This is a genomic window from Eubacterium sp. LMAG:50 (assembly GCF_008680265.1).
Classification (GTDB): Bacteria; Bacillota; Clostridia; order Lachnospirales; family Lachnospiraceae; genus Eubacterium_U; species Eubacterium_U album.
In genome coordinates, this window is sequence record NZ_NALP01000007.1 from 202,508 (window position 1) to 228,367 (window position 25,860).

General features: G+C 33.9%; 17 protein-coding genes. 1 reads left to right on the top strand and 16 read right to left on the bottom strand.

What is annotated here, in order from left to right:
- Positions 1-24 precede the first annotated feature (24 nt).
- On the bottom strand, positions 25-891 hold the full coding sequence (locus tag CCC31_RS06255; RefSeq protein ID WP_290850342.1) for a zinc ribbon domain-containing protein: 867 nt from the start codon (positions 889-891) through the stop codon (positions 25-27).
- Between the two features lie 143 nt (positions 892-1,034).
- Between CCC31_RS06255 and CCC31_RS06260 the strand changes: the two genes are divergently transcribed.
- Positions 1,035-2,093 carry a DUF975 family protein gene (locus CCC31_RS06260; protein ID WP_290850345.1) on the top strand — a complete coding sequence of 353 codons (1,059 nt, stop codon included), beginning with the start codon at positions 1,035-1,037 and terminating at the stop codon, positions 2,091-2,093.
- A 63-nt stretch (positions 2,094-2,156) separates the two neighbouring features.
- Here the strand turns inward: CCC31_RS06260 and CCC31_RS06265 are convergent, their stop codons facing one another.
- From CCC31_RS06265 to CCC31_RS06335, 15 genes are all read right to left on the bottom strand, one after another.
- A complete protein-coding gene (locus CCC31_RS06265) occupies positions 2,157-2,651 on the bottom strand; it encodes a CarD family transcriptional regulator (RefSeq protein WP_022088856.1) in 495 nt (164 codons plus the stop codon).
- A gap of 128 nt (positions 2,652-2,779) precedes the next feature.
- Positions 2,780-2,935, bottom strand: coding sequence for a hypothetical protein (locus tag CCC31_RS06270; RefSeq protein ID WP_022088855.1), 156 nt, complete (start codon positions 2,933-2,935; stop codon positions 2,780-2,782).
- A gap of 14 nt (positions 2,936-2,949) precedes the next feature.
- Positions 2,950-3,873 carry a homoserine O-succinyltransferase gene (metA, locus tag CCC31_RS06275; RefSeq protein ID WP_022088854.1) on the bottom strand — a complete coding sequence of 308 codons (924 nt, stop codon included), beginning with the start codon at positions 3,871-3,873 and terminating at the stop codon, positions 2,950-2,952.
- Between the two features lie 365 nt (positions 3,874-4,238).
- Positions 4,239-5,666 (bottom strand): glycoside hydrolase family 25 protein, encoded by a 1,428-nt coding sequence (locus CCC31_RS06280; protein WP_290850350.1) that lies wholly within the window; start codon positions 5,664-5,666, stop codon positions 4,239-4,241.
- 265 nt (positions 5,667-5,931) lie between these two features.
- On the bottom strand, positions 5,932-6,255 hold the full coding sequence (locus tag CCC31_RS06285) for an AzlD domain-containing protein (RefSeq protein ID WP_290850352.1): 324 nt from the start codon (positions 6,253-6,255) through the stop codon (positions 5,932-5,934).
- The gene (locus CCC31_RS06290; RefSeq protein ID WP_290850354.1) at positions 6,256-6,969 is read right to left on the bottom strand and encodes an AzlC family ABC transporter permease; all 714 of its coding nucleotides are present in this window, start codon (positions 6,967-6,969) and stop codon (positions 6,256-6,258) included.
- A gap of 137 nt (positions 6,970-7,106) precedes the next feature.
- Entirely contained in the window at positions 7,107-8,072 is a 966-nt protein-coding gene (locus CCC31_RS06295) for a beta-ketoacyl-ACP synthase III (RefSeq protein WP_290850356.1), read from the bottom strand.
- A 450-nt stretch (positions 8,073-8,522) separates the two neighbouring features.
- Positions 8,523-13,682 carry a discoidin domain-containing protein gene (locus CCC31_RS06300; RefSeq protein ID WP_290850358.1) on the bottom strand — a complete coding sequence of 1,720 codons (5,160 nt, stop codon included), beginning with the start codon at positions 13,680-13,682 and terminating at the stop codon, positions 8,523-8,525.
- 561 nt (positions 13,683-14,243) lie between these two features.
- Positions 14,244-15,083, bottom strand: coding sequence for a patatin family protein (locus CCC31_RS06305; protein ID WP_118564947.1), 840 nt, complete (start codon positions 15,081-15,083; stop codon positions 14,244-14,246).
- 124 nt (positions 15,084-15,207) lie between these two features.
- The gene (locus tag CCC31_RS06310; RefSeq protein ID WP_117908351.1) at positions 15,208-15,771 is read right to left on the bottom strand and encodes an HD domain-containing protein; all 564 of its coding nucleotides are present in this window, start codon (positions 15,769-15,771) and stop codon (positions 15,208-15,210) included.
- A gap of 225 nt (positions 15,772-15,996) precedes the next feature.
- Positions 15,997-17,100 carry an ADP-ribosylglycohydrolase family protein gene (locus tag CCC31_RS06315; protein WP_117908349.1) on the bottom strand — a complete coding sequence of 368 codons (1,104 nt, stop codon included), beginning with the start codon at positions 17,098-17,100 and terminating at the stop codon, positions 15,997-15,999.
- 145 nt (positions 17,101-17,245) lie between these two features.
- On the bottom strand, positions 17,246-18,310 hold the full coding sequence (rsmH, locus tag CCC31_RS06320) for a 16S rRNA (cytosine(1402)-N(4))-methyltransferase RsmH (RefSeq protein ID WP_117908346.1): 1,065 nt from the start codon (positions 18,308-18,310) through the stop codon (positions 17,246-17,248).
- A gap of 153 nt (positions 18,311-18,463) precedes the next feature.
- Positions 18,464-19,123 (bottom strand): HD domain-containing protein, encoded by a 660-nt coding sequence (locus tag CCC31_RS06325; RefSeq protein WP_022088843.1) that lies wholly within the window; start codon positions 19,121-19,123, stop codon positions 18,464-18,466.
- Between the two features lie 308 nt (positions 19,124-19,431).
- A complete protein-coding gene (locus tag CCC31_RS06330; protein WP_290850362.1) occupies positions 19,432-23,427 on the bottom strand; it encodes a CARDB domain-containing protein in 3,996 nt (1,331 codons plus the stop codon).
- Positions 23,428-23,487: 60 nt separating this feature from the next.
- Positions 23,488-25,797, bottom strand: coding sequence for a glycosyl hydrolase family 28-related protein (locus CCC31_RS06335; RefSeq protein ID WP_290850364.1), 2,310 nt, complete (start codon positions 25,795-25,797; stop codon positions 23,488-23,490).
- Positions 25,798-25,860 lie beyond the last annotated feature (63 nt).

The following is a 25,860-nucleotide window of genomic DNA, read 5'->3' on the forward strand; positions in this document are numbered from 1 at the left end:
TTTCCTGTTGTTAAAATTCTATATCTATTCTGCTCCATCATTAGAATCTGCTGCATTATTATCATTATCCTGTGCCGCTGCCTGTGTTGGTGCTACTGTAGCCGCCTGTGTTGGCGCTACTGTTGTTGGTGCCACTGTAGCTGCCTCTGTTGTTGGTGCCACTGTTGTTGGTGCTGCCGTTGTTGTTTCTTTAGCTTTCTTTGTTTTCTTTTCTGTAGTCTTTTCTTCTGTTGTTGTTTCCTTCTTGTAAGTTGTTACAACTGTTGCTTTTGTTGTGTATTCTTCTGTTGTATATTCTTGTGTTGTTGTCTCCTGAGTGGTATTTTCGGTTTCTTTAGCATCTTTATTTCCACCTGTCAGATTATTTGCAAGAATAATTACAAGAACAACTATAAGTATTGCTGCTACTGCTAATGCTAATGCAATAATACTCATCTTTTTATTCTTATTGCTCTCTCTTAATATTTCTAATTCGTCTTCTTCTATACCATCATCGTCAGTTTCTCCGTAAAACAGGTCTTCTATAACTCCTGCTCTCTCCTTCTGAGCATTTTCCGCTTCATCATCAAACTGAAAATCTGTAGTGTTAAAATTAAAGTCATCAACTTCCTGAGGTTCTATGTCCTCAAATTCCATAGCTTTATTTTCTTCAAAAATCTTTGTATCAGCCATGCCTGATAAATCCTGAGTTTTAGATATATCATCTTCTTCTACGTTAAAGATTTTTGTCTTGCCTTCATCCGCATTAATTGCATCCGATAGTTCCTCTGTTTCTGAGAAATCGATATCATCTAAAAAAGTTTTCTTAGCATCTGAATCAACCGGCGTTCCACATATATGGCATGTCTTCTGCCAATCTGCCAATTGAGTTCCACAATGTTTACAATACATATGTACATATCCTCCCTGTGTTTTAAATTAAGCATCCATATATATATACGAAAAAAAATGCTATTTTATTTATTTCTTTTTTGTTTTGTATTATAATAACACAGTAACTAAATTTTATAAATACATTCGCAGGAGATTATTTTATGTGGAACAGAATAGAACTTAAAGCAGCTGCAAAGCAAAGATTTCATTCTAACTATTGGCCATCAGTTGTTGTAGCTGTTATCTTATCAATTACATTGGGAACTTTTTCTTTTGGAAACAGTTTCTCTAACGCAACTTCTGATAATTATTATAGCAGTTCAGATATTAATAATATACTATCTGATTCTCCTATTCCTGACTCATCATATTCAGATATGTCAGCATACATGAAGAATTACATATCTTCCATTTTCCCAGGAGTAAATGTTAATACAATACTTCAAGGACTCTCATTAATAATATTAATAGTTGGATTACTTTCAATACTTTTAAATGTTTTTGTATTTAATCCTTTGCAGGTTGGGTGCCAGCATTGGTTTATTCGTTCAAGAACTGAAGACAATTATAATATTGGTAGTGTAGGATTTACATTTAAAGAAGGATATGGAAATGTTACAAAAACAATGTTCTTAAAACAGCTTTACACATTTTTCTGGTCATTGTTATTTGTCTTTCCAGGCATTGTTAAATCTTATGAATATCGTATGATTCCTTATTTACTTGCTGAGAATCCATATATGAGTACAGATGAAGCATTTGCAAGAAGCCGCTCTATGATGGATGGTGAAAAATGGAATGCCTTCGTTCTTGATTTGTCATTTATAGGTTGGAATATTTTGTCATCATTAACTTTAGGTCTTGTCGGTCTTTTCTATGTGGCACCATATCAGGCATATACTGACATGGAATTGTATGTAGCTTTATGTTCAAAACCTAATAATGGATATAACGGAACAAATTATAATAGTTATAATACCAATAATGGTTATGGTAATAATAATAGTTACAATAACAATAGTTATAATTATGACAACGATTATAGTAATGGTAACTCCGGCTATGGTAGTGGCTATGATGATAATAACTATAGCAATGGCTATGATAATAAATATGGCAATGGTAACGACAATTCAGGTTATGACAACAACAGTAATTCAAATTATAACAATAATTCAAATGACTACGATTACAACAACCATGATAATTTAGATGAATAGATTATGCTTATAAAATTTTAATATTTTTAGAATAAAAAATGACCATCAAATGATGGTCTTTTTTTATAGGTGGTCAGTTATGTACTGTTCCACATTGTCCTTTTCAATATCTAAAGCAATTGAAAATTCTTCATATAGATTTTCTTTTGCTTCTTTTAAATATCTGTCGTCAACATATGTAATTTTCTTTCCCTGTTGAACTCTTTCCTTATTACGCATATGCAATGTCTTAATAATTCTAATCCATTCAACACAATCACATGACGAAATTGCTTCTTTATATTTAGCCTCTCTAAGTCTTTCATTGTTAATCCACAACGGCTCAATACTTTTAATCTCATTTACAATATCTTCCGCCTGATCTTTCGAAATAACTGATCTCATTGTTACCCTGTTGTTGTCTACAGGATAAAATACTTTACTCTGTTCAGATTTCATTGGTACCAAAACATAATATAACTTATCTTTGTCGGCACCCGATATCTCTAACTTAGTAATGTCATCAATCTTACAAACCCCATTTCTGCCGTGTACAACATATTCTCCTATTTTAAACACTTATCTCACCTCTGACTTTTCTTTTCGGCTATGTATTTATTATACTCCTTTAACCGACAAAATGTCATAGGCATAATAAACAAACTTTAACACGCTAATGTTTGTTCATTATGTTAACTATTTAAACTCTACACTGACTCACCATTGTCAAAATCATCTTCTTCTTCACCTTCATCATCTTTTTCTGCTAAATATCTGATGTAAGCCTGTTCTTCTAACTTTTCATCGTCTTCCATTATTCCGTTTTTATTTTTATCAAATTTCTTATCATATGGTCCAAACATACAAACCTCCCTATTTACTCATTTTTAACTGCATTTACATCATACGGTGTTGTCTGATATACATAATAATTTAACCAGTTTGTAAATAACAACTGTCCTGCTGAACGCCAATTAACAACCGGCTCTTTTGTTGGATCATCATCAGGGAAATAGTTTACAGGAACTTTAGGATTCATTCCCTTTTCCGTATCTCGTATATATTCTAATTTTAAAGTATCAGCATCATATTCCGAATGGCAAAATACAAAGAATTGTCTGCTATCTTCACTTTTAACAATTGCTACTCCTGCCTCATCCGATTCTGCCATCAATTCAAGTTTAGGTTCCGCAAGAATCTGCTCTTTTGTAATTTCAGTTGCTCTTGAATGTGGAGCGTAAAATACATCATCAAACCCTCTAAATAGTGGAGCATTTTTCTTAAGAATATGATGTTTATAAATTCCTGATAACTTAGGTATTCTGTCTCTCTTTCTAATACCATAATGATAATAAAGGCCCGCATAAGCGCCCCAGCACAAATGGAATGTACAATGTACATGTTTCTTTGACCATTCCATTATCTTGCATACTTCATCCCAGTAATCGACATCTTCATAATCTATAAAATCAAGTGGTGCCCCTGTGATAATCAATCCATCATAAAAATGATCTTTTACTTCATCGAATGATTTGTAAAATTCATCTAAATGACTACTGTCTGTATGCTGCGATTTATATGTTACTGTCTGTAAAAATTCCACCTGAATCTGTAATGGAGTATTAGATAATTTTCTTAAAAGCTGTGTCTCAGTTACAATTTTAGTCGGCATTAAATTCAATACTAAAACATTTAATGGTCGTATATCCTGAGTCATAGCTCTCTGCTCTGTCATTACAAAAATATTCTCCTGCTCTAAAATATGCTGTGCAGGCAAATTCTGTTTTACTTTAATAGGCATCTTTCTTCACCTCTATCAAATTCATATGTAATATAAAATGACGTTGGGGGGGGTCTAAAGCCTCCAACTTTAATTCCTACGAATTGTTTCGTGCTATGCACTCCCACAATCCTAGCATCATAAAACTATATTATACCACAAATCTATTATATCCACCAATAACATTTAGCTAATTGCCATACAAAAAATTAACTTCTTCTATAAATGCTTCAAATGTAATTCATCCCATATAATTTAGATATGCAATATGGCAATAAAAAATGTGCTTCAGTTTTACTAAACCAAAACACATTTTTTACATTTATAAATTGCAAAATTACTTTCATTATTTATTATTACTATATAACAAGTAATTTATTCATCTTTTATTTTCTTCTTACAGTTACTTTAACTTTTAATTTCTTGCCGCTCTTAAGATTTACTGTAATTGTAGCTTTTCCTTTCTTCTTCTTCGCTTTAATAACACCTTTTTTATTAACGGTAGCTATTTTTTTATTAGATGATTTATAACTTTTTACTTTATCGCCTGCTGATAAATTTGATACTCGTATTCTATTATATTTTCTGCGGAATCTTAGTGTAACCTTTGTTTTATTTAATTTTCCTGTAGGCTTAAGTTTTGCCGTCTCTTTTGTCTGTAATTTTCCACATACACTACAAATTCTTACTTTAGTTCCTTTTGCAAATATAGTTGCACTTTTTGTAGTTACCCACTGTGAATAAATATGTCCGTCTTCTATACAATCAAACTGCATAAGGAAATTCAAATCTGCATTTCCATTTACTCCGGGAACTTTTCCTGTTGATGTTGACTGCCATATCTGGTAAGGCTTTGTATATGAGCATGCCGAATTATATTGTGCTACCCACTTTGTCCATTGATTAAATCTACTGTCTGTTAGTTTATTTGTCCACCAGTTTAGATTTGCATAAACGCCTGCCTTATAGCCTGCTGCAATAGTCTTATTAAAAAATGCTGTAGCAAAATTTCCTAACTGCTTTGGAGTAAGTCCGTTTTGTGATGAATCTTCATAATCTATATAAATAGGATATGTTGGTTTTGCGCCTGTAGATTTAATTAATCTTAAAACATGATTTGCTTCGCTCTTTGCATCAGACTTACTTAAAGCATACGAATATATGTAAATTCCATAAGGAATATTGTACTTCTCACATCCTGCAACATTTTGTGCAAAATATTTGTCATCCTGACTTGTTAAATTGTTTCCATATCCGCAACGGATAATAACAAAGTCAACATCCGATTTACTAACTTTTTCCCAATCTATTTTTCCCTGATGATGACTTACATCTAAACCTTTTGCAACAGCGCCTGTAATTTGCTTTAATTTGTCATTATAGAATTTACCGTTACTTTCTCCCCATGCTGTCTTTTTTGATGTTGTTGGTGCTTCCGTTGTTGGGACCTGTGTTGTTGGGGCCTGTGTTGTTGTCTCTACCGTAGGAGCCTGTGTTGTTGTTTCAGTTACAGGCTGTGTTGTTGTAATATCTGTAGTTGATGATTCCTGTACTGTAGAAGTTTCTGTTGTACTTGTCTCTATTGTACTTGTCTCTTTTGATGGTTCTGTAGTTTCCTGTGATTCTTTTGTTGTTTCCTGCTGACTACCATCAACAGTCACCGGTTCTTCTTCAGCATTTACCCTTACTGAATATTTATTATTCTGATTTGTTTTTGCCTGTGCCTTTACACTTGTAAAATTAAATGGCACCGTCGTAGCAATTAGTGCCGCCACAAGAAAAACGGCTACTTTTTTCTTTGCTTCTGATTTCATAGTTGGTCTCCTTTTATATAGTATTGTATATTTGACTCAAATTTATATTGTAACTAGCATATACTTTACAAACTCTCTTGTAAAATATCGATTTCTCATCACTTTTTCAATTTTACTGTATATATAAATTATTACAATAGAATGCGCTAAATTTCAGAATTTTTGCCACACTTTTGTTAACTAAAAACACTTTCTTTATTTGAAATTAGCAACTGTTATTCCGTATTTTTTACTACGCATTATCATAACTCCGATATTTCTTTCCTTATAGTATGCCTAATATTTTTTCAGCAAATTCTACTACAAACACTACTACGCAACTGATAACTGCCACCTGAAACAGACTTCTTCCCAACCATGCAAGTGCAACTGCCGTAATAAGTGCTATGATTGCAGATAACGTACTCTGCGTAGAATCCAAAATTGCCGGGAACGTCATTACTGCCAATGTTACATATGGGACATAATATAAAAATGACTTTAATGTCTGATTTTTTATCTCTTTTCTTATTAATGTAAGAGGAAGCACTCTTATCAGATATGTAACAAGTGCCATTGCAAATATATAAATATATATTTTACTGTTCAATTATTTTTCCTCCTTTACAGGGAACAAAATTGCTGCTCCAAGTGAAATTACTACTGTAAGTATTATTATTTTCACACCACTTGATATAGCTGAAAATAGTGCTAATTTATTAAATATGTAACTTGCGACAAAGCTGATTATTATCAATACTGCAACTATTTTATTCTTTCTCGCAGGAGGTATGATAACTGCTATAAACATTCCATATAAACCTACGCTTAATGCACTAACCACTGAAATAGGAAGAAAATTTCCAAGCACTACGCCAAATACAGTTCCAAATACCCATGCAGGTGATGCAACTGCTGCCATTCCGAAATTATAATACGGGTCTAATTTCCCGTCTGTCAGTATTGACACTCCAAATATTTCATCTGTTATAAAATATCCCATTATGAGCCTTTTCCAAATTGGTGTGTCTGCCGGAATTTTCTGACTCAATGCACATGACATAAGCAAATATCTTGCATTTGCAACCACTTCCATAACAACCATTTCTATTAAACCTGCATGAGCTGCAATCAAAGTAAAGCAAATATACTCTCCCGCTGATGCATGAAGTCCAAAACTTGTTAATCCTGCCTGAAATGCTGTAATTCCTGCTTTTTTCGCCGCTATTCCTAATGTAAATGCCACAGCCAGATATCCCATGGCTATTGGTATTCCATTTTTTATTCCCCTTACAAATTCTTTTCTATGTGTATGTTGTTCCATTTCACCTAATTCCATTATTTCATTAAATTACTGTATATAAATTATGTAATGCCCCGCCCTTCGGTCGGCGGCTATTCGTCGGAAACTTTTAGAGAAAATGAACTTCGTTCATTTTGTTTCCTCCTGGATAAAAAACTTTACCACTGTATAAGTGCCGCTCCCCAAGTTAATCCGGCACCAAATCCGGCAAGTAAAATCAAATCGTTTTCTTTAATTTTTCCTTCTTTATTTACTTTATCTAAAAGTATCGGTACGCTTGCCGCAGAAGTGTTTCCGCATGTATCCAGATTTACAGGAATTTTGTCCATAGGTATTTTCTTTCTCTTTGATATAGAAGTTAAAATTCTTAAATTTGCCTGATGAAGCACAAATAATTCAACATCATCTATATTCTTTCCTCCCTTATTTAGGACTTCATCTATGCATTCAGGAACTTTTTTTACTGCAAATTTGAATACTGACTGACCTTCCATTGAGACATATCCCGGTGTCAAATCTCCTTTCACAATAGGATTATTGTTTTCACGTCCTTTGCACGCTAATACATCTCCGCCTGCTCCATCTGCGCCCTGTATTCCTGCTAAAATTCCCGGTGTTTCGCTTGCTGCAACAACTGCTGCACCTGCTCCGTCACCAAATAAAATACATGTTCCCCTGTCATTCCAGTCTACGATTTTTGACAAAGTCTCCACTCCAATTAAAAGTGCATTTTTATACATGCCCGTTTTTATGTACGCATCTGCTGTATTGAGTGCAAATAAAAATCCTGAGCATGCTGCATTTATATCAAATGCAGTTGCATTTACAGCCCCTAACTCCTTCTGAACGCTACATGCTGTACTAGGCAAAAGATTATCTGCTGAAACAGTTGCTACTATTATTAAATCTATATCCTCAGGTTGCAAATTTGCATTTTCAAGTGCATCCTTTGCTGCCATTGATGCCATAGTAACCGTAGTTTCGTCTTCGACTATATGACGGCTTTGTATTCCTGTTCTTTCCCTGATCCATTCATCATTTGTATCTACAAGCTGTGCTATATCATCATTTGTTAATACTTTTTTTGGAAGATAACTTCCTGTTCCCACTATTTTTGTATACATTTTTCTCTCCATTTTAATATTCAATTATGTCTATTCATTATCTGTCCCGAAGCCTGTTGATATTAACGAAAGAACGCTCGCGCTGCTTGTCCCTCGTAGCGGTTCTAACGTTTTGCCATATGGTCTGACTTTAGAACCTTTGGTTCTAATCATTCCACATGGCAAAACATTGAACCGACGGGGACAAATGCTCTTTCTCTTAATATCAACAAGCTTCGGGGCAATATATAAATCATTGTTAATTTACTACTATATGGAGTATAGAGAATATTAATTTTTTTGTCAAATTAAAATACCCCATTTGGGTAGATTGTAATCTGCCCAAATGGGGTGAAGGATAAGAAATTATTTTATAAGATAATTAAAATTTTTTCTCTGATTTTTTCAAAGTATTATTCAGTTAATGTCAATAATTGTAACACCGGCATTATTCGTTTTTTCTGCAACGCATTATTTTGTTAACACCTGCATTTCCCACAATGAATATCCATATGGTAAACCTCTCTTAACACCCTGCATTCTCACATATCTTGCATTTACTGCATTAAACGTGATAGTGTCTTCTCCACCATCCTGATTTGTCAAATCTTTTACTGTTGTCCAATTATTTCCATCCGTTGATGTCTGAATTTTATAAGCTTTACCATATGCTGCTTCCCAGTTAAGTACAACTTTATCAATTGCGTATGTCTTTCCTAAATCTACTGAAATCCATGCATCATCTGCAAAATTTGATGACCATCTTGTTCCTTCATCTCCATCAAATGCATTTGCTGCTGCCATTGCTTCTGTCTCTGCTCCTGATGTTGTTGCTGTTTTGTTCTTAGAAACTACGCCATATTCTGCAGTTTCCTTAACAGTTGCATATACTTCCATTTCCCATAATGAATATCCGTATGGTAAACCTCTCTTAACACCCTGCATTCTTACATATCTTGCATTTACTGTGTTAAATGTAATTGTATCAACGCCTCCGTTCTTTCCTGTTACATCTTTTACTGTTGTCCAGTTCTTTCCATCTGTTGATGTCTGAATCTTGTATGATTCTCCATATGCACCTTCCCAGTTAAGTACAACCTTGCTAACTGCATATGTCTTTCCTAAATCTACTGCAATCCATGCATCATCTGCAAAATTTGATGACCATCTTGTTCCTTCATCTCCATCAAATGCATTTGCTGCTGCCATTGCATCTGTCTCTGTTCCTGATGTTGATGCTGTTTTACCTTTAGCAACATTTACTAATGTTGTTTCTCCTTCATCTGGTTTTGAAGGTTCTGTTGGCTGTTCAGGTTCTGTTGTGCTTCCACCATTAATTGTGTAAGTAGCTGTTGCAATTTCTGAAGCAATCATTCCTTTTCTGTATGCTATTGCTTTAATTGTTGTATCCTTATTTAAAGTAATGCTTGGTACATAAAGTTTTGAATTTTCATTTGGTGTAGAACCATCTGTTGTATATCTGATTTCAACACCCTTTGTTGCACTGCTAATCTGTAACTTCTTATTTCCTGAGTAATTTCCTGAAGCTAAGCTAAATGTTGGCTGTTCAACCTTCTTTGCTTCATATACTCCAACTTCCCAAAGAGAATATCCATACTGCATTACTCTCTTTTCGCCCTGGAATCTTACATATCTGCATTTTGTTGCATCAAATACAATTTCTTCATCTCCTCCTTTTCCTGATGTTGTACTGTAAACTGTATTCCAACTATTTCCGTCCACTGATGTCTGAATCTTATATGCTGTTGCATATGAAGCTTCCCAATCAAGTGTTACTTTGTTGATTGTGTAATTTCCACCTAAATCAATGTTGAACCACTGATCATCTGTAAATTCTGATGACCATCTTGTTGTTCCATCATTATCTACTAATTTGTCACCACTTACTGATGGATTTTCACTTGAAGATACTGTTACATTCTTTCCTAATGCGATGTTAGTATTCTTTGATACTTCTGCACCATTTACTGTAATTGTTGAAGATGCCATTGCTGATGTAATGTATCCGTCTTTTACTGCTATTGCTTTTACTGTTGATGTACTTGATACAGGAATAATGCCGTCATAAACTTTTGATGAAGTTGTTGGTCTTGTTCCGTCTGTTGTGTAGTAAATTGTTGCACCTTCTGTAGATGACTTAATTTCTACATACTGTGTATCATCATATGTACCTGTTGGAACTGAAATTTCAGGTGTTTGAGCCTGAGTAATATCAAATTTCTTATCTTTGTATACTTCAAAGCTTACTAACGCCTTTGCACCAATTGTTGCTGTTCCTAAAGTTGTTCCATTTGCGTTCTTAAATGTTACTTTCTTTGTAGCATTTGTTGGGTTCCATACTGTAGCAGTATATTTATTTGTATTCTTATTGTAGTAAACTGCTGCTGAGCAATCTCCTGTTGCTACAATATCAGTTGTCTTTGTTCCTAATTCTTTCATACTGTTAATGAACCAGTATGTATTTGCTGTATCTGTTTTCTGTACCTTATCATCATTTGCAAGGAATTTCTGTAATGCCAATGTTGGATTTGTCTGTGATAAGAATGGCCATGTAATATGCTGCCAACCTGTATCTGCCTGTGGATATGTATCTAACATTGTCTTGATTTCTTCTTCAGTCTTTCCTTCATTTCTAGCTACGATAACTGCTTTCTTCATAGCTTCATCAGTATCATCTAATAATCCCTGATAAATTTCTGCACATCTTTCCTGATTCATACCATAGTATGTTAAATATTCAGAAATTGGTAACCACTGAATACCATATACATATAATGGCTGTCCACCAAAGAATGTACCGTAGAAGTTAATTCCTCCATAAACCTGTCCTACAACATCGTATGGCCATTCCTTAACCCAGTTATCTTTATCATAATCAAACCAGTACTGTTCTACTGCATCCATTTCATTTGAGAAGCCAAATACACCTGCATCTCTGTATGTGTCATTTCCTGTAAGTGTTCCCCATAAGTATAAACTTACCCAGCTGAATAATGATTCACTTGCTGATTCCTGATTGTTTCCTGAATCATTGTCTGCGTATCCACCTGCCCATGAATGTCCTTCATATAAATCGTATGATCTGAATCTACAGAATTCACTATCATTATCAGATGGATTTGCGTAATCTCTGATTAACATTTCAATCATTTCTTTGTAATCGTTGTAGAACTCTTCATCATATGTTGCTAATACTGTAGCAGCAAACATGAAATATCCATATGTGAAATGGTGGTCACAAATTGAAGCATTTGCACCAAATTCACTCTGTGCATAATAAAGTGTTCCCCAATTGTTATCATAAATGAAATAACTAATGTCATCTTTACCATCATATGTAAACCAGTTAACAAGAATTTTCTTAATTCTAGCAAGGAATTCATCTCTTAATTCTGTATCCCCTAACTGGTCAGCCATAAGAACTCCCATTCCTAACGGATGTAAATTCTTACCTTCCCAATAAGCATCTGCTGCAGGGTTTAAATTCTTTGTTGCATCATCTAACTGTGCTAAATACATCTGTGCTTCTTCACTGTCGAAATCACTTCCTGATGGAATCGCAAATGTTGGAATAAGACCTGCAAATGTTTTTGTTGTAGTAAATTTATTTGAAATGATTGTCTTTAAATCACCTCTTACTGAAGTATATGTTGTGAATGCGTTATTATCATCTGTTGAATTTTTCCACTGATGAGGAAGCATACATAACATAGATTCATTTGAAAATCCATTTCTCTTTACTGTTGTTGTTAAGTTATAGTGTGAATTAATCTTTGCATTGTCATCACTATAATCATATGTTACGGCTGTATCTGTTACAAATGCATATCCATGTGCAAAGAATGTTTCTAACTGGTTCTTTGCCTGCATTGTACCAATTGACATATATCCGTTGTCTGCCGGGAATGTTACTTTAATATAACTTCCGATTTTCTTAAATGTTGTATTTTCAGGTACTGTTAAACAATAATAACTTGTTGAGTTCTTTGTACCGTTCTTATTGTCATCATCTGTAACCTGAAGTCCAATATGGTCAGCTGTAATCTTATCAAGATTATTTGCTAAAATGGCATTTCCATTTGCATCAAAGCACTGTGCATCAGCTGATGATGAAATATAAATTGTTCTTGTTGTTCCATATTCAGTAAAAATATATGGTGAACCTTTTATATGTGTTGACTGCATTGCTACATGATTATCATCACATAAACCAACTTTTACTGAGTAATCACTGTAATCCATGACTTTGTCACATGCTGACGCTGTATCAAGATTCTCAGGCATAATGTAAAAATCAGGTTTTGTTTCTGAAACTACTGAAACATTTACATCTGTTTCGCCCATTGCCGGAAGCCAGCCTTCTGTAGCTGTTAAAACTCCAAGTCCTTTTGTTGAATATTTTGTCTTTAATGGAAGTGTTGATAACATATTTCCAAACTTGTTAATTAAAATTGACTGCCACCAGTCATTACTTTCAACAGGAACTTTAATATTATCTGCTGCATAAACCGGAAGTTTAGCTTTTGCTTCGTACATATCATTTGACAAATAACTTCCTTTATTGTTAGCTGTTTTCTTTACCTGAGACTGTGGTAGTGCTTCTATATTATGTGTTACCTTCTTGTCTCCATTTTTATATTCGTATACCTGTAATTCATTAATGCTAAATCCACTTCCTGTCTCAACTCTTGTGTATCCATACATTCTTACATAACGTGCATTAGCATAAAGTTCTACATTGTCTACTTTATTTCCTGAACCTTTTGTCTGTCTGTATAATGTTGTCCAGTTATTTCCATCTGTAGATGTCTGAATATCATAAATCTTTCCTGCATCTGATGCCCAATTTATAATTACTCGACCTATCTCATAGTTTCTGCCTAAATCTACGCATAACCACTGGTTGTCTTTTTCACCTGATGTCCAGTATGAATTCATATTTCCATCTACTGCATTCTTAGCAAGTACTGTCGACTGATTAATTACTCCTTTGTCATCATACATCCACCATACATCTCTAAGCGATGATGCTGTTACATTCTTACCTTCTGCTATATTTTTTCCATAATCTACTGGTCTTTGTGTAACTCCGTTTAAACCAAGAACCTGAAATTCATATAATGAGTATCCATAAGCAGTCAAAGCTTTATCTGTCATATAAATTCTTACATATCTTGCTGAGCCACTTAAATCAATTGTTTCGTTTCCACCCTTACATGAATTGTTTGTGTAAACATCTCTCCAGTTTTCTTCATCATCAGAAAACTGAATCTTGTAAGCTGTTGCGTACGCACCTTCCCACATAAGTTTTACACCTGTAATCTGTGTAACTTTTCCGAGGTCTACGTACATCCATTCATTTTTGTTGTTCCATGAACTTTCCCATCTTGTCGATGTTGAGCCATCCACTGCATAAGACGGATCACTGTTTTCTACAGATGAACTAGCATATACCATTCTTCCGTTCGAAATAACATATGGTGTATTGTCATCCGCTGCCTTTACAGTAGGCATTAAATTCTGCGCAGGTACTACTCCAACTACCAACGCTGCTGAAAGTGCAAAACTTGCTGCTCTTTTTGACACTTTTCTTAGATTTTTAATTCTCATTGAATAAAAACCTCCCCTTCATATTTTTTATAAAAAAACGCGCTATGCGTTTTTATTCACTTTCTGCGATTACGTAAAATATTTGCCCAATCTCAACATTTTCCGCATAATATAATTAATAAAAACCCTTTCTGATTTCTATTATTATCACTCCACGGTTTACAATAATAATTCAAAACTCTATACATATTTATTTGGTAATTTTTATTTTTCTAAATTACCAAGATAAAAATAAAGCGTATATTAAAAGTTTTCAATACACGCATTAACTCACGAAATATCAGGCTGACTTGCCCGCTTTTTTGAATCCGACCCCCAACATATTCCCAATATATATGTCGTTCTATATTTAAAATATTAGAATTTAAAAACATTTTTTGCAATATATCATCAAAAAAATGTCTATTTTATTTGTTTTTTTGTTGATTATGCACAAACGCCTTACTATTTTATGGTATTTCAAAATTTTCATTTTGGTGTTTTTGCCTTTTTTGCAAAAAAAATGGCGCAAAAAAGTGTCGAAAAAACACAATTTTACGCTTATTTTTGATAAAAATGTTTTTATTTTTTTATTAATTCTTTTATTAAATCCATTTTGTCCATAGCCATTTCATATCCCATTTCATTTGTCTGTCTCAACACTTTCACATCCTTTTCAAAGCTGTTGAGTTTCACCTTTGGCTGAAGTATTATTGCCTTTCCCTCATCTTCTAATTTATGACAATACTCTACTGTCTCGTTATATCTGATGTGTCTTGTGTATAGGGCATTTGCTAATTCAGGATATTTCTTTTTAACACGATTCGCTGCAAATTTAGTCTTTGCATTTAATGTTTTTCTATATTCTAAAGGCTGTGTCAGGATAATTAGATTTTTTTCATTTCCATCCGCCATAGACTTACGTATCGGAATCGGGTCAGCTATTCCTCCATCATAATATGGTATTCCATTAATATTAATCGTTGGGAAGAACCCGGGTATTGCACATGTTGCTCTTAGCATTGTATATTTATCATCCATTTCCATGCCATCCATATACTCAGCTTTTCCTGTAATACAATTAGTTACACCAACTCTTACCTTTCCTGTGTATTTCTTATATGTTTCCATATCAAATGGCATTAATTCATTTGGAACTGTTCCATATGCAAATTCAAGACCAAATAAACTTTTATCTGTCTTAAAATTATTTATTCCGATATATCTTTTGTCATTTCTATATTTTTCTAATACAAGTAAATTTCTTTCCTTCTGTTTTGAAATGTATGATATCGCATCCGTTATTCCTGCCGATACACCTATTACGTAAGGAAATTCGATACCATTATCTAATAACGCATCCATTACGCCACAACTAAAAATAGGTCTGAATGTTCCGCCTTCTAAAACTAATCCTGCCATACTATTCCTCCTAATGCTTCATTCAGATTTGTTTTACATAAAATACTAATCCAATTAATAACTTTAAAGTCACTCTTTTGTTTTTTATTGTATCTTTTGTTATTTGCAGCCTAAAAGTATATTTTTATAAAACAACATGTCTCTGTGAAATATTAACCGTTGACTCTCTTGTTTCTTCTTCTCTTAGTTTAATTTCAACTATTTTAATTATCTGCTGAACCATTCCATCTTTTTTATAAATATCGCTACAAAATGTTTCTTTAAGTGAACACCACTTATCAACCATACATACTATACCACCCTCAATATTTTTAGGTGGTATCGGTACTAGCGGAAACATATGTCTTACTATAAGATTCTTTTCTATTTCTGTTAGTTTAAAATCCCTTGTAGCATTTTTCAATGCTATTGCCGGGTGTTTAAATCCATGCCATCTTCCATGAGGTTTATGCCAGTCATATAAAAAATAATCATGCAAAAGGCCGCCTCTTATAAGACTTTCCCTATCATATTCAGTTCCCATGGCTTCTGCCATCAAAAAGCTATTGTATGCTACAGCTATGCTATGTTCTAAGCAACTTGTTTTTCCATGTTGTACAAACTTATGCATAAGCATTACTTTTTCTCTGGTACAAATAGGCATTGCTATTTCTAAAAATATTTGTTGCTTTAATTTGTCGTCCAACATATTCTCCTTTATTAATCTGTATTGCCCCGCCCTTCGGTCAGCGGCTATTCGTCGGAAACATTTATAAAAAATGAACTTCGTTCATTTTGTTTCCTCCTTTATTAATCTGTATTGCCCCTTCCATTCGGCTTCTTCCCTGTAAGACTCATTCCTTATGGCTTTGATTTCTTAGAAAAACTGCCTTTACATGCGAACATGAAGGCAGTTTTTTGTAATTCTAAATTATTAAATAATATAACAGGCTTCGCCATATTTTTCTTCCCAAATCCAATTGAAGTTGTCAAAATAATTTGTATTCGGGCAATCTTCGTGTAAATCTTCTGCTATTATCTGGATTATATGGCGTAACTCTAATTTTTCTAAATATTTTTCAGGAATTGCTCTTGCTCCAAGATATGCACCAAGTATATTTCCTGTTACGGATGCTATTGCTCCGCTTTTACCGTCATTATTGACAGCAGCATGGATTGCTTTTTCAAAATCTTCTTCATACTTTAAACTAAAGTAAATTGCTGCTGCAAGTACTTCATCGGCACTATTTCCTATACCGATTTCTGATACTGCTTCTTTATCATCTATATCTTCACCTGTTAAAGAAACGGCTCTGCTTAATCCTTCCATGACACTTTCAACATGTGGTTTATATCCACATAATCTTTTTACTGTGTTCATTGCATCTGATACTGCTTCTTTTAAAGTCATTTCCGTATATGTTACTTTATTTATTATATGAGCTAATATTGCAGCTGAAATATAAGCAGCATCATATCCATGTGTAGATGCAGCTACATTTGCAGCAAACACATCTATTTCTTCAATCTGCATATTTTCTTCTTTAAAATAAAGTCCCACAGGAGCGATTCTTGTAATAGCTCCAAAATCCATTCCTAACTTTTCAGGCTTTTCAACACTTCCAAAATCGCCTTTGAAAATATCTATTCCTGATTCTAATGAATGTCTTCTACTATGCAAATTTTCTATATTATATAACCATGTTGTATGGCTTTCGTTAGTATTATCACTTTCCTGTGTTTTAACCCAATCTTTGTATGCCTGACATACTGTTGCAACATCTGGTCCCTCAGTACCTATTTTACAGGCTTTTGTCTTTCCTGATAAAATTCCATTTGCAGTAAATAACGATAACTGTGTTATATCTGATATTCCTGCTTTACCATTTTCATCTAATAAATATTCGCTAATACCATTTTCACCATGTTCTTTACGAATATCATCAATGTTAAGATTCATAACCGGGTAACCAAGTGCATCACCTACAGCACCACCTAACATACAACCCCTTACCTTATCTAAAATAATAGGATTCATTAATTTCCTCCTCCTTTTATCCTTTACGCACAACTATATTATCATTTCCAATTTTTCATTGTGCGATGTAACTATTCACGTTCTTATACATTTTCCATTATAATACAAATATTCTATATACTCAAAACAATATTTTACTAATTTGTTAATTTTTTATTGCCCAACGCATTTTTGTTGATCTTGCACGCGGATTCATATTACATTCTTCTGCAGACGGTCTTATTACATCCTTTGCAATTTCTGAAAATATTCCCTGCTTATATAGGGCTTTAAATGCCTTCTTTACAAGTCTGTCTTCACCTGAATGGAAAGTCAGAATCGCAACTCTTCCACCTGGTGCCATTGCATCCGGTAGTTTTTCAAGAAAATCATATAACACTTCAAATTCATTATTTACATCAATTCTTAAAGCCTGAAATGTTCTGGCACAGGACTTTTTCACTGCTTCTTTTCTTTCTTTCTGTGGAATAAAAGATAATGCCTCTTCTATTACATCTTTAAGCATAAGTGTTGTTGTTATTTTCTGTCCTTTTCGGTTCCTTTCCACTATAGCCTTTGCAATTTCAGCGGCATAAGGTTCGTCTGAGTTTTCAATAAACATCCCTTCAAGTTCATCTTCCCTGATATTTTCCAATCTTTGAGCTGCTGAAATTCCTTTATGCGGATTTAATCGTAAATCAAGCGGGCCATCATATTTATAAGTAAATCCTCTCTCCGGATTATCAATCTGCATAGATGATACACCTAAATCTGCCAATACAAAATCAAATGGACCGTATTCTTTTGCCACTTCATCTATATTTGCAAAATTAGTATTAATAGCTGTAAATATATTGTCTCCAAATCCTTTGTCTGCTAATCTCTTTTTTGTTTTTTCTATTTCTATCGGATCTATATCTAATCCGTATACATGACCATTTCCTTCAAGGCATTCGAGCATCTTTGATGTATGTCCACCATATCCTAGAGTTGCATCCAATCCTTTCTGCCCCGGCTTTATTTGTAAAAATTCTAATATTTCTTTTACACAAATAGATATATGCATACCTGCAGGAGTACTTCCCTTTCGTATTACTTTTTCTATTGTATCAGCATATTTTTCAGGCTGTTGTTCTTTATACTTTTCTGCATACGTTCTCGGGTGTGTTCCTTTATATCTTACCCTTCTTTTGTGAACTTTTTCTGTCTCAATATTTTGGTTGTTATCCATTATGCAATCCTTTCACTATTATATTTTAGGGGGTATTTAAAATATATATTTTTTACAGCTATGAAATGGTAGTTATTTGCACAAATTTTAATCACGTCACATTTATTTATAACTGCATACCGTTTTCTGTAAACTATATAGACATTTAATAGTCTATACTCTCTTTGAATCGTTAAATTCTAATAACATTTCTACCGAGTTTAACATACAATTCATCTGATATTCTACTGCAAAGCATATTTGCTCGAATTCAGGATATCTTATCCTTGCCTGTTGAATAAGAGGAATGACATGCTTATCTGTCTCATTAATGTACTTAACGAGTCTTTTTCTCGAAAATATTAAAGCCATTGTCGACACATTATTACACCTGTCAAACATCTTTGTTATCGTTGCTTCTCTATTATCAATTAGCCTTGCAAAATATTTTAATCTTGCTTCTTCCTTATCCTCACCCGGCTTAACTTCAAATGTCATTGCTTTTACCCCGGCTTTAACAATATCATTTATAGGCATACTTGTTTCCGAAATATTACAATCTTCACACACATCATGTAAAAGCATCGTTGCAATTATGTTGTCTTCTTTAATTCCTAAGGATATTGCATGTCTTGCAATTGTTAACGGATGAATAATATACGGTCCACCTTCCATCCTTGTCTGTTCCTTATGGCATTCATTCGCCATTTCCAATGCCATAATTGACTGTTCCATGTTGTTATCATGCACATATCTGTAAATATAATTGTACAGTTCATCCACGTTCATTACATCCTGTACTCTCTGATGAATTCTTACTTTGTCATTTGTCATAATAATCACCCCTTTGTGTTGTTATACGCATTTGACACTATTAAATTGTAAATAAAGTTATTATTTTATTTTATCATATTAGTGTAAAATGTTCTACCAAAACCCTGGAATATTGTGCTTAAACTCATACAAATATTGCGGTAATTTTTTCAAATATTTTATTAAAAATCATACAAGTATTACATCAAAAATTATACAAATATTTCATTAAAATTGATTCATAATAAAGTCCCATATATAACACAAAGAGGCTTCGCTTCAACAACCTAAATGTTGAAGCGATAGCCTCCGTTTTCAATATCTTTTATTTATTTTTCTATTGTATTGCTCCAATTATAATCAATTGGTAATTCTGCAGGATTTACCACCTTAAGAATCTTATCATATAAGTAATTATGAGCTGCCTCATTTACCATTGTTCTCTTCTGGTAAATCTTCTTTCCGATTTCATAAATATTAAATTCTTCTACATTACTGTATGCAATTGTTCCGTCTTCTAAAATTGCATATGATCTTGTGTAATATGTTGCTGAAAGTCCTGCTGCATTGTAATCTTTTAATCCAAATGTTCTTACATAATTCTTTGCTGTCTTTGAATCGCCAACTACATCGCCAATTAAACCTTTGTCTGTTGCTTCATAGCTTGCTACATAAGAATTCTTACTGTTTAATACAATGTCATTCTTTGTTATTGGGTTGTCACCATATACTATTCCGCAAATAACACCTGCTTTTTCTACTTTCTTTCCATCAATTTCAGGTTCTACAGAATATACGATACGAATTCCCATATCTCCTTCTACTCCGTTGAACTTAGCACTCATCTGATATCCATGTACAATAACTTTATCTGAAACCATTGATGGAGCTTCTGCCGGTTTTGTTGTTTCAGGTTCCTTTGTTGTTGTTTCTACCTGTTTAGTTGTTGTTTCAGGTGCCTTTGTTGTTGTTTCTACCTGCTTTGTTGTTGTTTCAACAGGCTTTGTTGGCTGTTCTACAGCTGCTGTTTTGTAAAGTCGTGCATCTGTAATTGTGAAGCTTCCGTATCCTTGTGTATTATGAATATGGAAACCTGTATTTGTCTGGTTAATATTTAAACCTGATTTCTGAAGGTCAATTACAACTGTCTTTGCAATAGATGATGGAGCACTAACTACATCTCCATTTGTTGTAACAAACTTAACTGCCTGATTTTTGTTGAACCAGTATGGATTCTTCATATCTGTAAAGAATTCTAATCTAAGTTCTTCAAATGCTCTTGTATCACCTGTATATGTCAACTGAAGATATCTGTATCCTGCAGGTGCATTGTAATTTACCTGACCCATATACTGATATCCGCTTCCTGTACCTACTGACCATGTTTTCATGAATTCATTAAGTACAATATCTCCTGATGTATCTCTTGAAGTTTCTGACTCCTTAGTTGTTGTTTCAACCTGTTTTGTAGTTGTTTCAGCCTGTTTTGTCGTTGTTTCAGGTGCCTTTGTTGTTTCAACCGGCTTTGTTGTTTCAACCTGTCCAGGATTGTTTAAATCATCAGGTGCATCAGGATTTTCAATCATTGATGCTGTTGGAATATTTAATGAAATAGTATATTTGTTGTTATCTTCATTAACTTCATTCTGAATTCTATTAACATCATCAACCCATGCCATTATGCTATGTTTTCCACTTGTAGCTGTCCAGTAATTTCTCTGTGCTGAACCAGAATTTACTGTTAAATCAACTGACTGTCCTGCTGCCAATCCGCTATTATATGTATCGCACCATAAAATATTTGATGTATTTCCATCAATCTGTAACTGATATCCAATAGTTGTTCCTGCCGGAATAGCTGTATCACCTGCATTTGTAATTGTTGCAGTAAATACTAACTGATCTCCAACAGCAATGTCCTGCTTATTAGCAACTATCTTTGATACAACTAAGTCATATCCACCTGAAACTCTTGTTACAGGATTTGTAGCTGCATCTCCATAAACATTAAATTTCTTTGTTCTTGTATTATTGTTCTTGTCTGTTTCATTTGGAAGTTTATTTGTATCATCTGCTGTTGCAACGATTGTATGACCTCCTCTTGAAGCTGTCCAAGCACCTGTTGTTGAAAGTTTAACTGTCTGTCCTGCTTTCAAACCATCTTTAAATTTCTGATTTCTGTAAGTTGTTGTTCCATCAACTACAACTTTGAATCCAATTGTTACTCCTTCAGGAATATCTACATTACTTGTATTAGTAATTGCAACAGAGAATGTAACCTTATCTCCATTTTTAAGGTCTGATGAGCCATTTTCATTTTTCCATGTTAAACCTGTTAAAGCAATATCATATCCTGTAATACCTTCTAATGGATTTGTAACACCACCTTGCTGTCCACCATCAATATATGGTTCAGGATAACCCGGTACTGTATATGTAACATCATCATCATAGATTGTTGCATTCTTCACGCATGATGAATCTGTTCCACCTGTATAGAAATATGGTGATCCATCTTCTTCGTTCTTAAACGCAGAATTTGCAATTTCGATTCCATTAAATGTAGCTGATGATGAGCTTCCAAGTCTGATAGCTGCACCTGCATGAGGAACTGATGAATAATTTCCCTGCTGACCATCTATACCTGAGCCTAAAATCTTAGTATTGTTAAACACTACATTACTTGCTGAGTTATCAAGGATTCTGATACCATCATGCTGAGCATCATAAATCTGAGTATTGTTAAATGTTACATTCTTGACTTCCTGCTTGATATCAACTGCACCAAGTTCTTCACCCCAGCTGTCCTTTGTACATCCGGCACGAACTATGATGTTATTATCAAATGTCATATTTTTACATTCACTAAATTTGTAACCGTCAAATGTTGTATTTAAATGAATACCTGCTGCCATAAATGTATCGCAAATGTAATTGTTATAAACTTTGAAATTATCACCACCATAGATTGCAATACCACCAGCTCTCCATATGAAATCAATTGTATTATATGCGAATACATTTCCAGATTCATTTTTAGCTCCGCCCCAGCTGTTATTCCAACATGCTAAACCATCATCACCATTGTTTCTGATAGAGCAGTTGTAAACTGTTGCATTGCTTGTACCCTGACAGAAGTTTACTCCGTCTGCAAGATTATTTCTAATTCTACAGTCCATTACTTTAACTCCGTCTGAGTAATCCATTTTTCCATTGTAATCACCAAACCAGAATCCACATTCAAAATGTTCTTCCCAAATATCATGGATTACTGATCCATCTGTGAATACATCCATAAAGCATTTATATACTGCCTGCTGATTATAACGTGATCTAAGATTTGAATTAATATACATATTACAAAATTCAATATTATTACAATATCCATCCTTTGAACCGCTTGTCTGCCATCCGGCGGAAATACCACCGCCACCGGCATCAGGATTTGTAAACTGAATATTTGTATACCACATACCTGCACCTGTAATCTTCATGTTTGAACCATATAATCTCCAAACCTGTCCGATTTCAAATGTTCCTGCCGGGATATAAACATCCATGTTTGATCTGTCTGCTTCTTCTATACAACGATAAATTGCATCATAGTCGTCCTGTCCATCATCAGGAACTGCTCCAAAATCTTCAACATTTAAAGAATTGTCCGGCTGTGCAATTTCATCAGGTACATTTTCAATTTCAAGGAAGTCTACACCATATTCTAAAGCATTGGCTCCACTGCTCTGAATTCTGATTGTATCACCCTTTTTTAAAGAGTTATCTAATTTAAAATGTACTTCATCAAAAGCGAAACATGGCACTCCACCATCATTATTATCGCTTGGATTTCCACTGGCAAAATACTGCCACATAAAATAAGATGTTAAATCAATTGTCTTTTTGTACTGTCCGTTTACATACACATCTAATGAGCCTTTAAGTCCCATTCCATCACTGGAATCAGGCATTGTAAATCTCATTGTAACCCCATCTCCGGTAGTGTTCATTGTCCACTCTGTGTAAGCTCCTTTTCCAGGAAGTCTTACATATGACTGTTCCGAAGCCTGGCTTGCAATATTCATTCTGTCGAAATTCTTTGATGAAGCAATCTGTGCTCCGCCACCAATATTCGCCTGTAATGAATCATATCTTGTGTAAGGAACCTTAGCTCCTACACGTCCACTTGCATCAGCTTGCGGAATATCAAACTTTGATTCCGAAGCCACCCCTGCGTTTACCTTAAACACACTCTGTGCTGAAGGTAAAGGTTGTAATACCATTGCCCCTGCTAAAGCAAATGATAAAACCTTTTGAATACTTTTTCTCATGTTTCTTCTCCTTCTTATTTTATTTAAAGTTTTACGTTCAACTATTCGCAATTGTGTTGGTTATTTAGATACGACCCCCGACCATCTTCCATATAATCTTTTCTTTTCCACAATTTTATACGCTCTAGCCTTAACGTAATACTTTTTTGCTACATTGATTTTTTTGAAAACCGCTTTTGTCCCCTTTAAGTTTTTAGTAAGAGTATTTTTGCCTACAAACTTCTTTGAAGTTGAAACTTTAATCTGATACCTGTAAACCCCTCTTAATTTTTTCAAAGTAATTTTCATTTTACCTTTTGTCTTTTTTACAGATTTAATTTTTACTTTTCCCGGTTTATTCTTTGTTATTTTTTTCTTAGTCTCATCATTCTGATTTGAAACTGTTTCTGAATTCGAAGATGTTCCCGAATTCATTAAATTTCCCGTATCATTACGGTTGTCATTTCCAGGTGTTGTCTCGTTATCACCTGGTTTTATTGTCTCCTCATCCTTTGTAACATCTGAAACTTCAGGATATCCCGGTACTTCATAAGCCAAATTATTATACAACAATTCGTTCAAAATTGAAATTCCATTATAACTTCCTGTAAAAAGATACGGTTTGTCATTATGATTATAAGCACTGTTAGTTATACTTATATTATCAATTTGAGCTTTCGGACTTCCCGATGTCTTAATTGCTGCTCCTACATTTCCTGACACTTTCTGTCCTGCAGTTCCACTTCCATAAATTATTGTATTTTCAAATTTTATCCCTTGTATGTTGTCCTTTAAAGCTATTCCATCGTGCCATGCATCATATATTTTTGTATTAACAAATGAAACATTCTTTACATTTTGCGAAATATCTATAGCTGCTAAAGAACTACCCCAACTATCTTTATATGTTCCACATCTTACCAATGTATTATTTTCGAATTTTATATTTTTCGTATTATTAAATTTATATCCATCAAATGTTGTATTCAAATGAATTCCAGATGCCATGAATGTATCGCAAATATAATTATTGTAAATATTAAATCCATCTCCTCCATATATTGCAATGCCTCCGGCTCTCCAAATAAAGTCTATTGTATTATATGCAAACACATTTCCTGTTTCATCTTTCGCTGACAAATAATTATTATTCCAACATGCCAGTCCGTCATCTCCATTATTTCTTATTGAGCAGTTATATACCACACTATTGCTTGTACCCTGACAGAAATTTACTCCGTCAGCTAAATTGTTTCTAATTCTACAATTGATTATTTTCATTCCATCTGAATAATCAACTGTTCCACTATAATCTCCTAACCAAAATCCACACTCAAAATGGTCTTCCCAAATATCATGTATTACACTTCCATTTCCCGGAACATCACTAAAACATTTATATGATGCCTGTTCATTATATCTTGAGCTTAAATTTGAATTAATATACATATTGCAAAATTCTACATTATAACATGAATTTTCTCCTGCAAATGCAATTCCTCCGCTATTCGCATTACTGTTTGTGAACTGAATGTTTGTATACCACATTCCTGCTCCCGTAACTTTTATGTTCTTTCCATAAAAAGTCCATTTTCTGCCTATATTAAAAGTTCCTTCTGGAAAATAAACATCTTTTCCCTGAATATTAGCAGCACTTATACAATTTCTTATTGCATTATAATCATCTTTTCCATCATTTGGCTTCGCACCATAATCTACAACATTCAAAGAATTTGCAGGTTGTGAAATAGGTTGTGGAACTTCTTCGATTTCAACAAAATCTACACCATAAATTAAATTGTCTCTTCCTGAGTTTTGAACTCTTATTTTGTCCCCCGGATTTAAAGTTTTATTCAAAATAAAATGTACTTCATCAAATGCAAAGCACGGAACTCCTCCGTTGTTTTTATCACTTGGATTTCCACCTGCAAAATATTGCCACATGTAATAAGATGTCAAATCAACTTTCTGACAAAATTCTCCATTTACATATACATCAAGACTACCTGTTAATCCTTTACCGTCTGTTGAATCCGGCATTGTAAATCTCATTGTTACACCTGAACCACTTTTAACTGCAGTCCATTCTGCATATGAATCTTTAACCGGCAGACTTACATACGACTGTTGTGACGCCTGACTTGCAATCTTTGTTCGTTCAGATTTTACTGATTCTTCTATTTTTGCGCCATTTCCAATCTCTGCATCTTTTGAATCATATCTAAGATAGGGCATGCTTGCACCAATTCTTCCTGCCTCATCTGCTTGAGGAATTTCAAATTCTGAACTTATATCCGCCTTTACTTCTGTATTAAATGTCATATTTCCCCCTGTTGTCATTACTATTCCCATCAATATAGCTGTAAAAACTTTTCCCTTCTTCACTTTCATTTGCCCTTTCTTTTAAAACGAAAGCCCTCACATGTTTATTACGTGAGGGCTTTCTAGTAATTA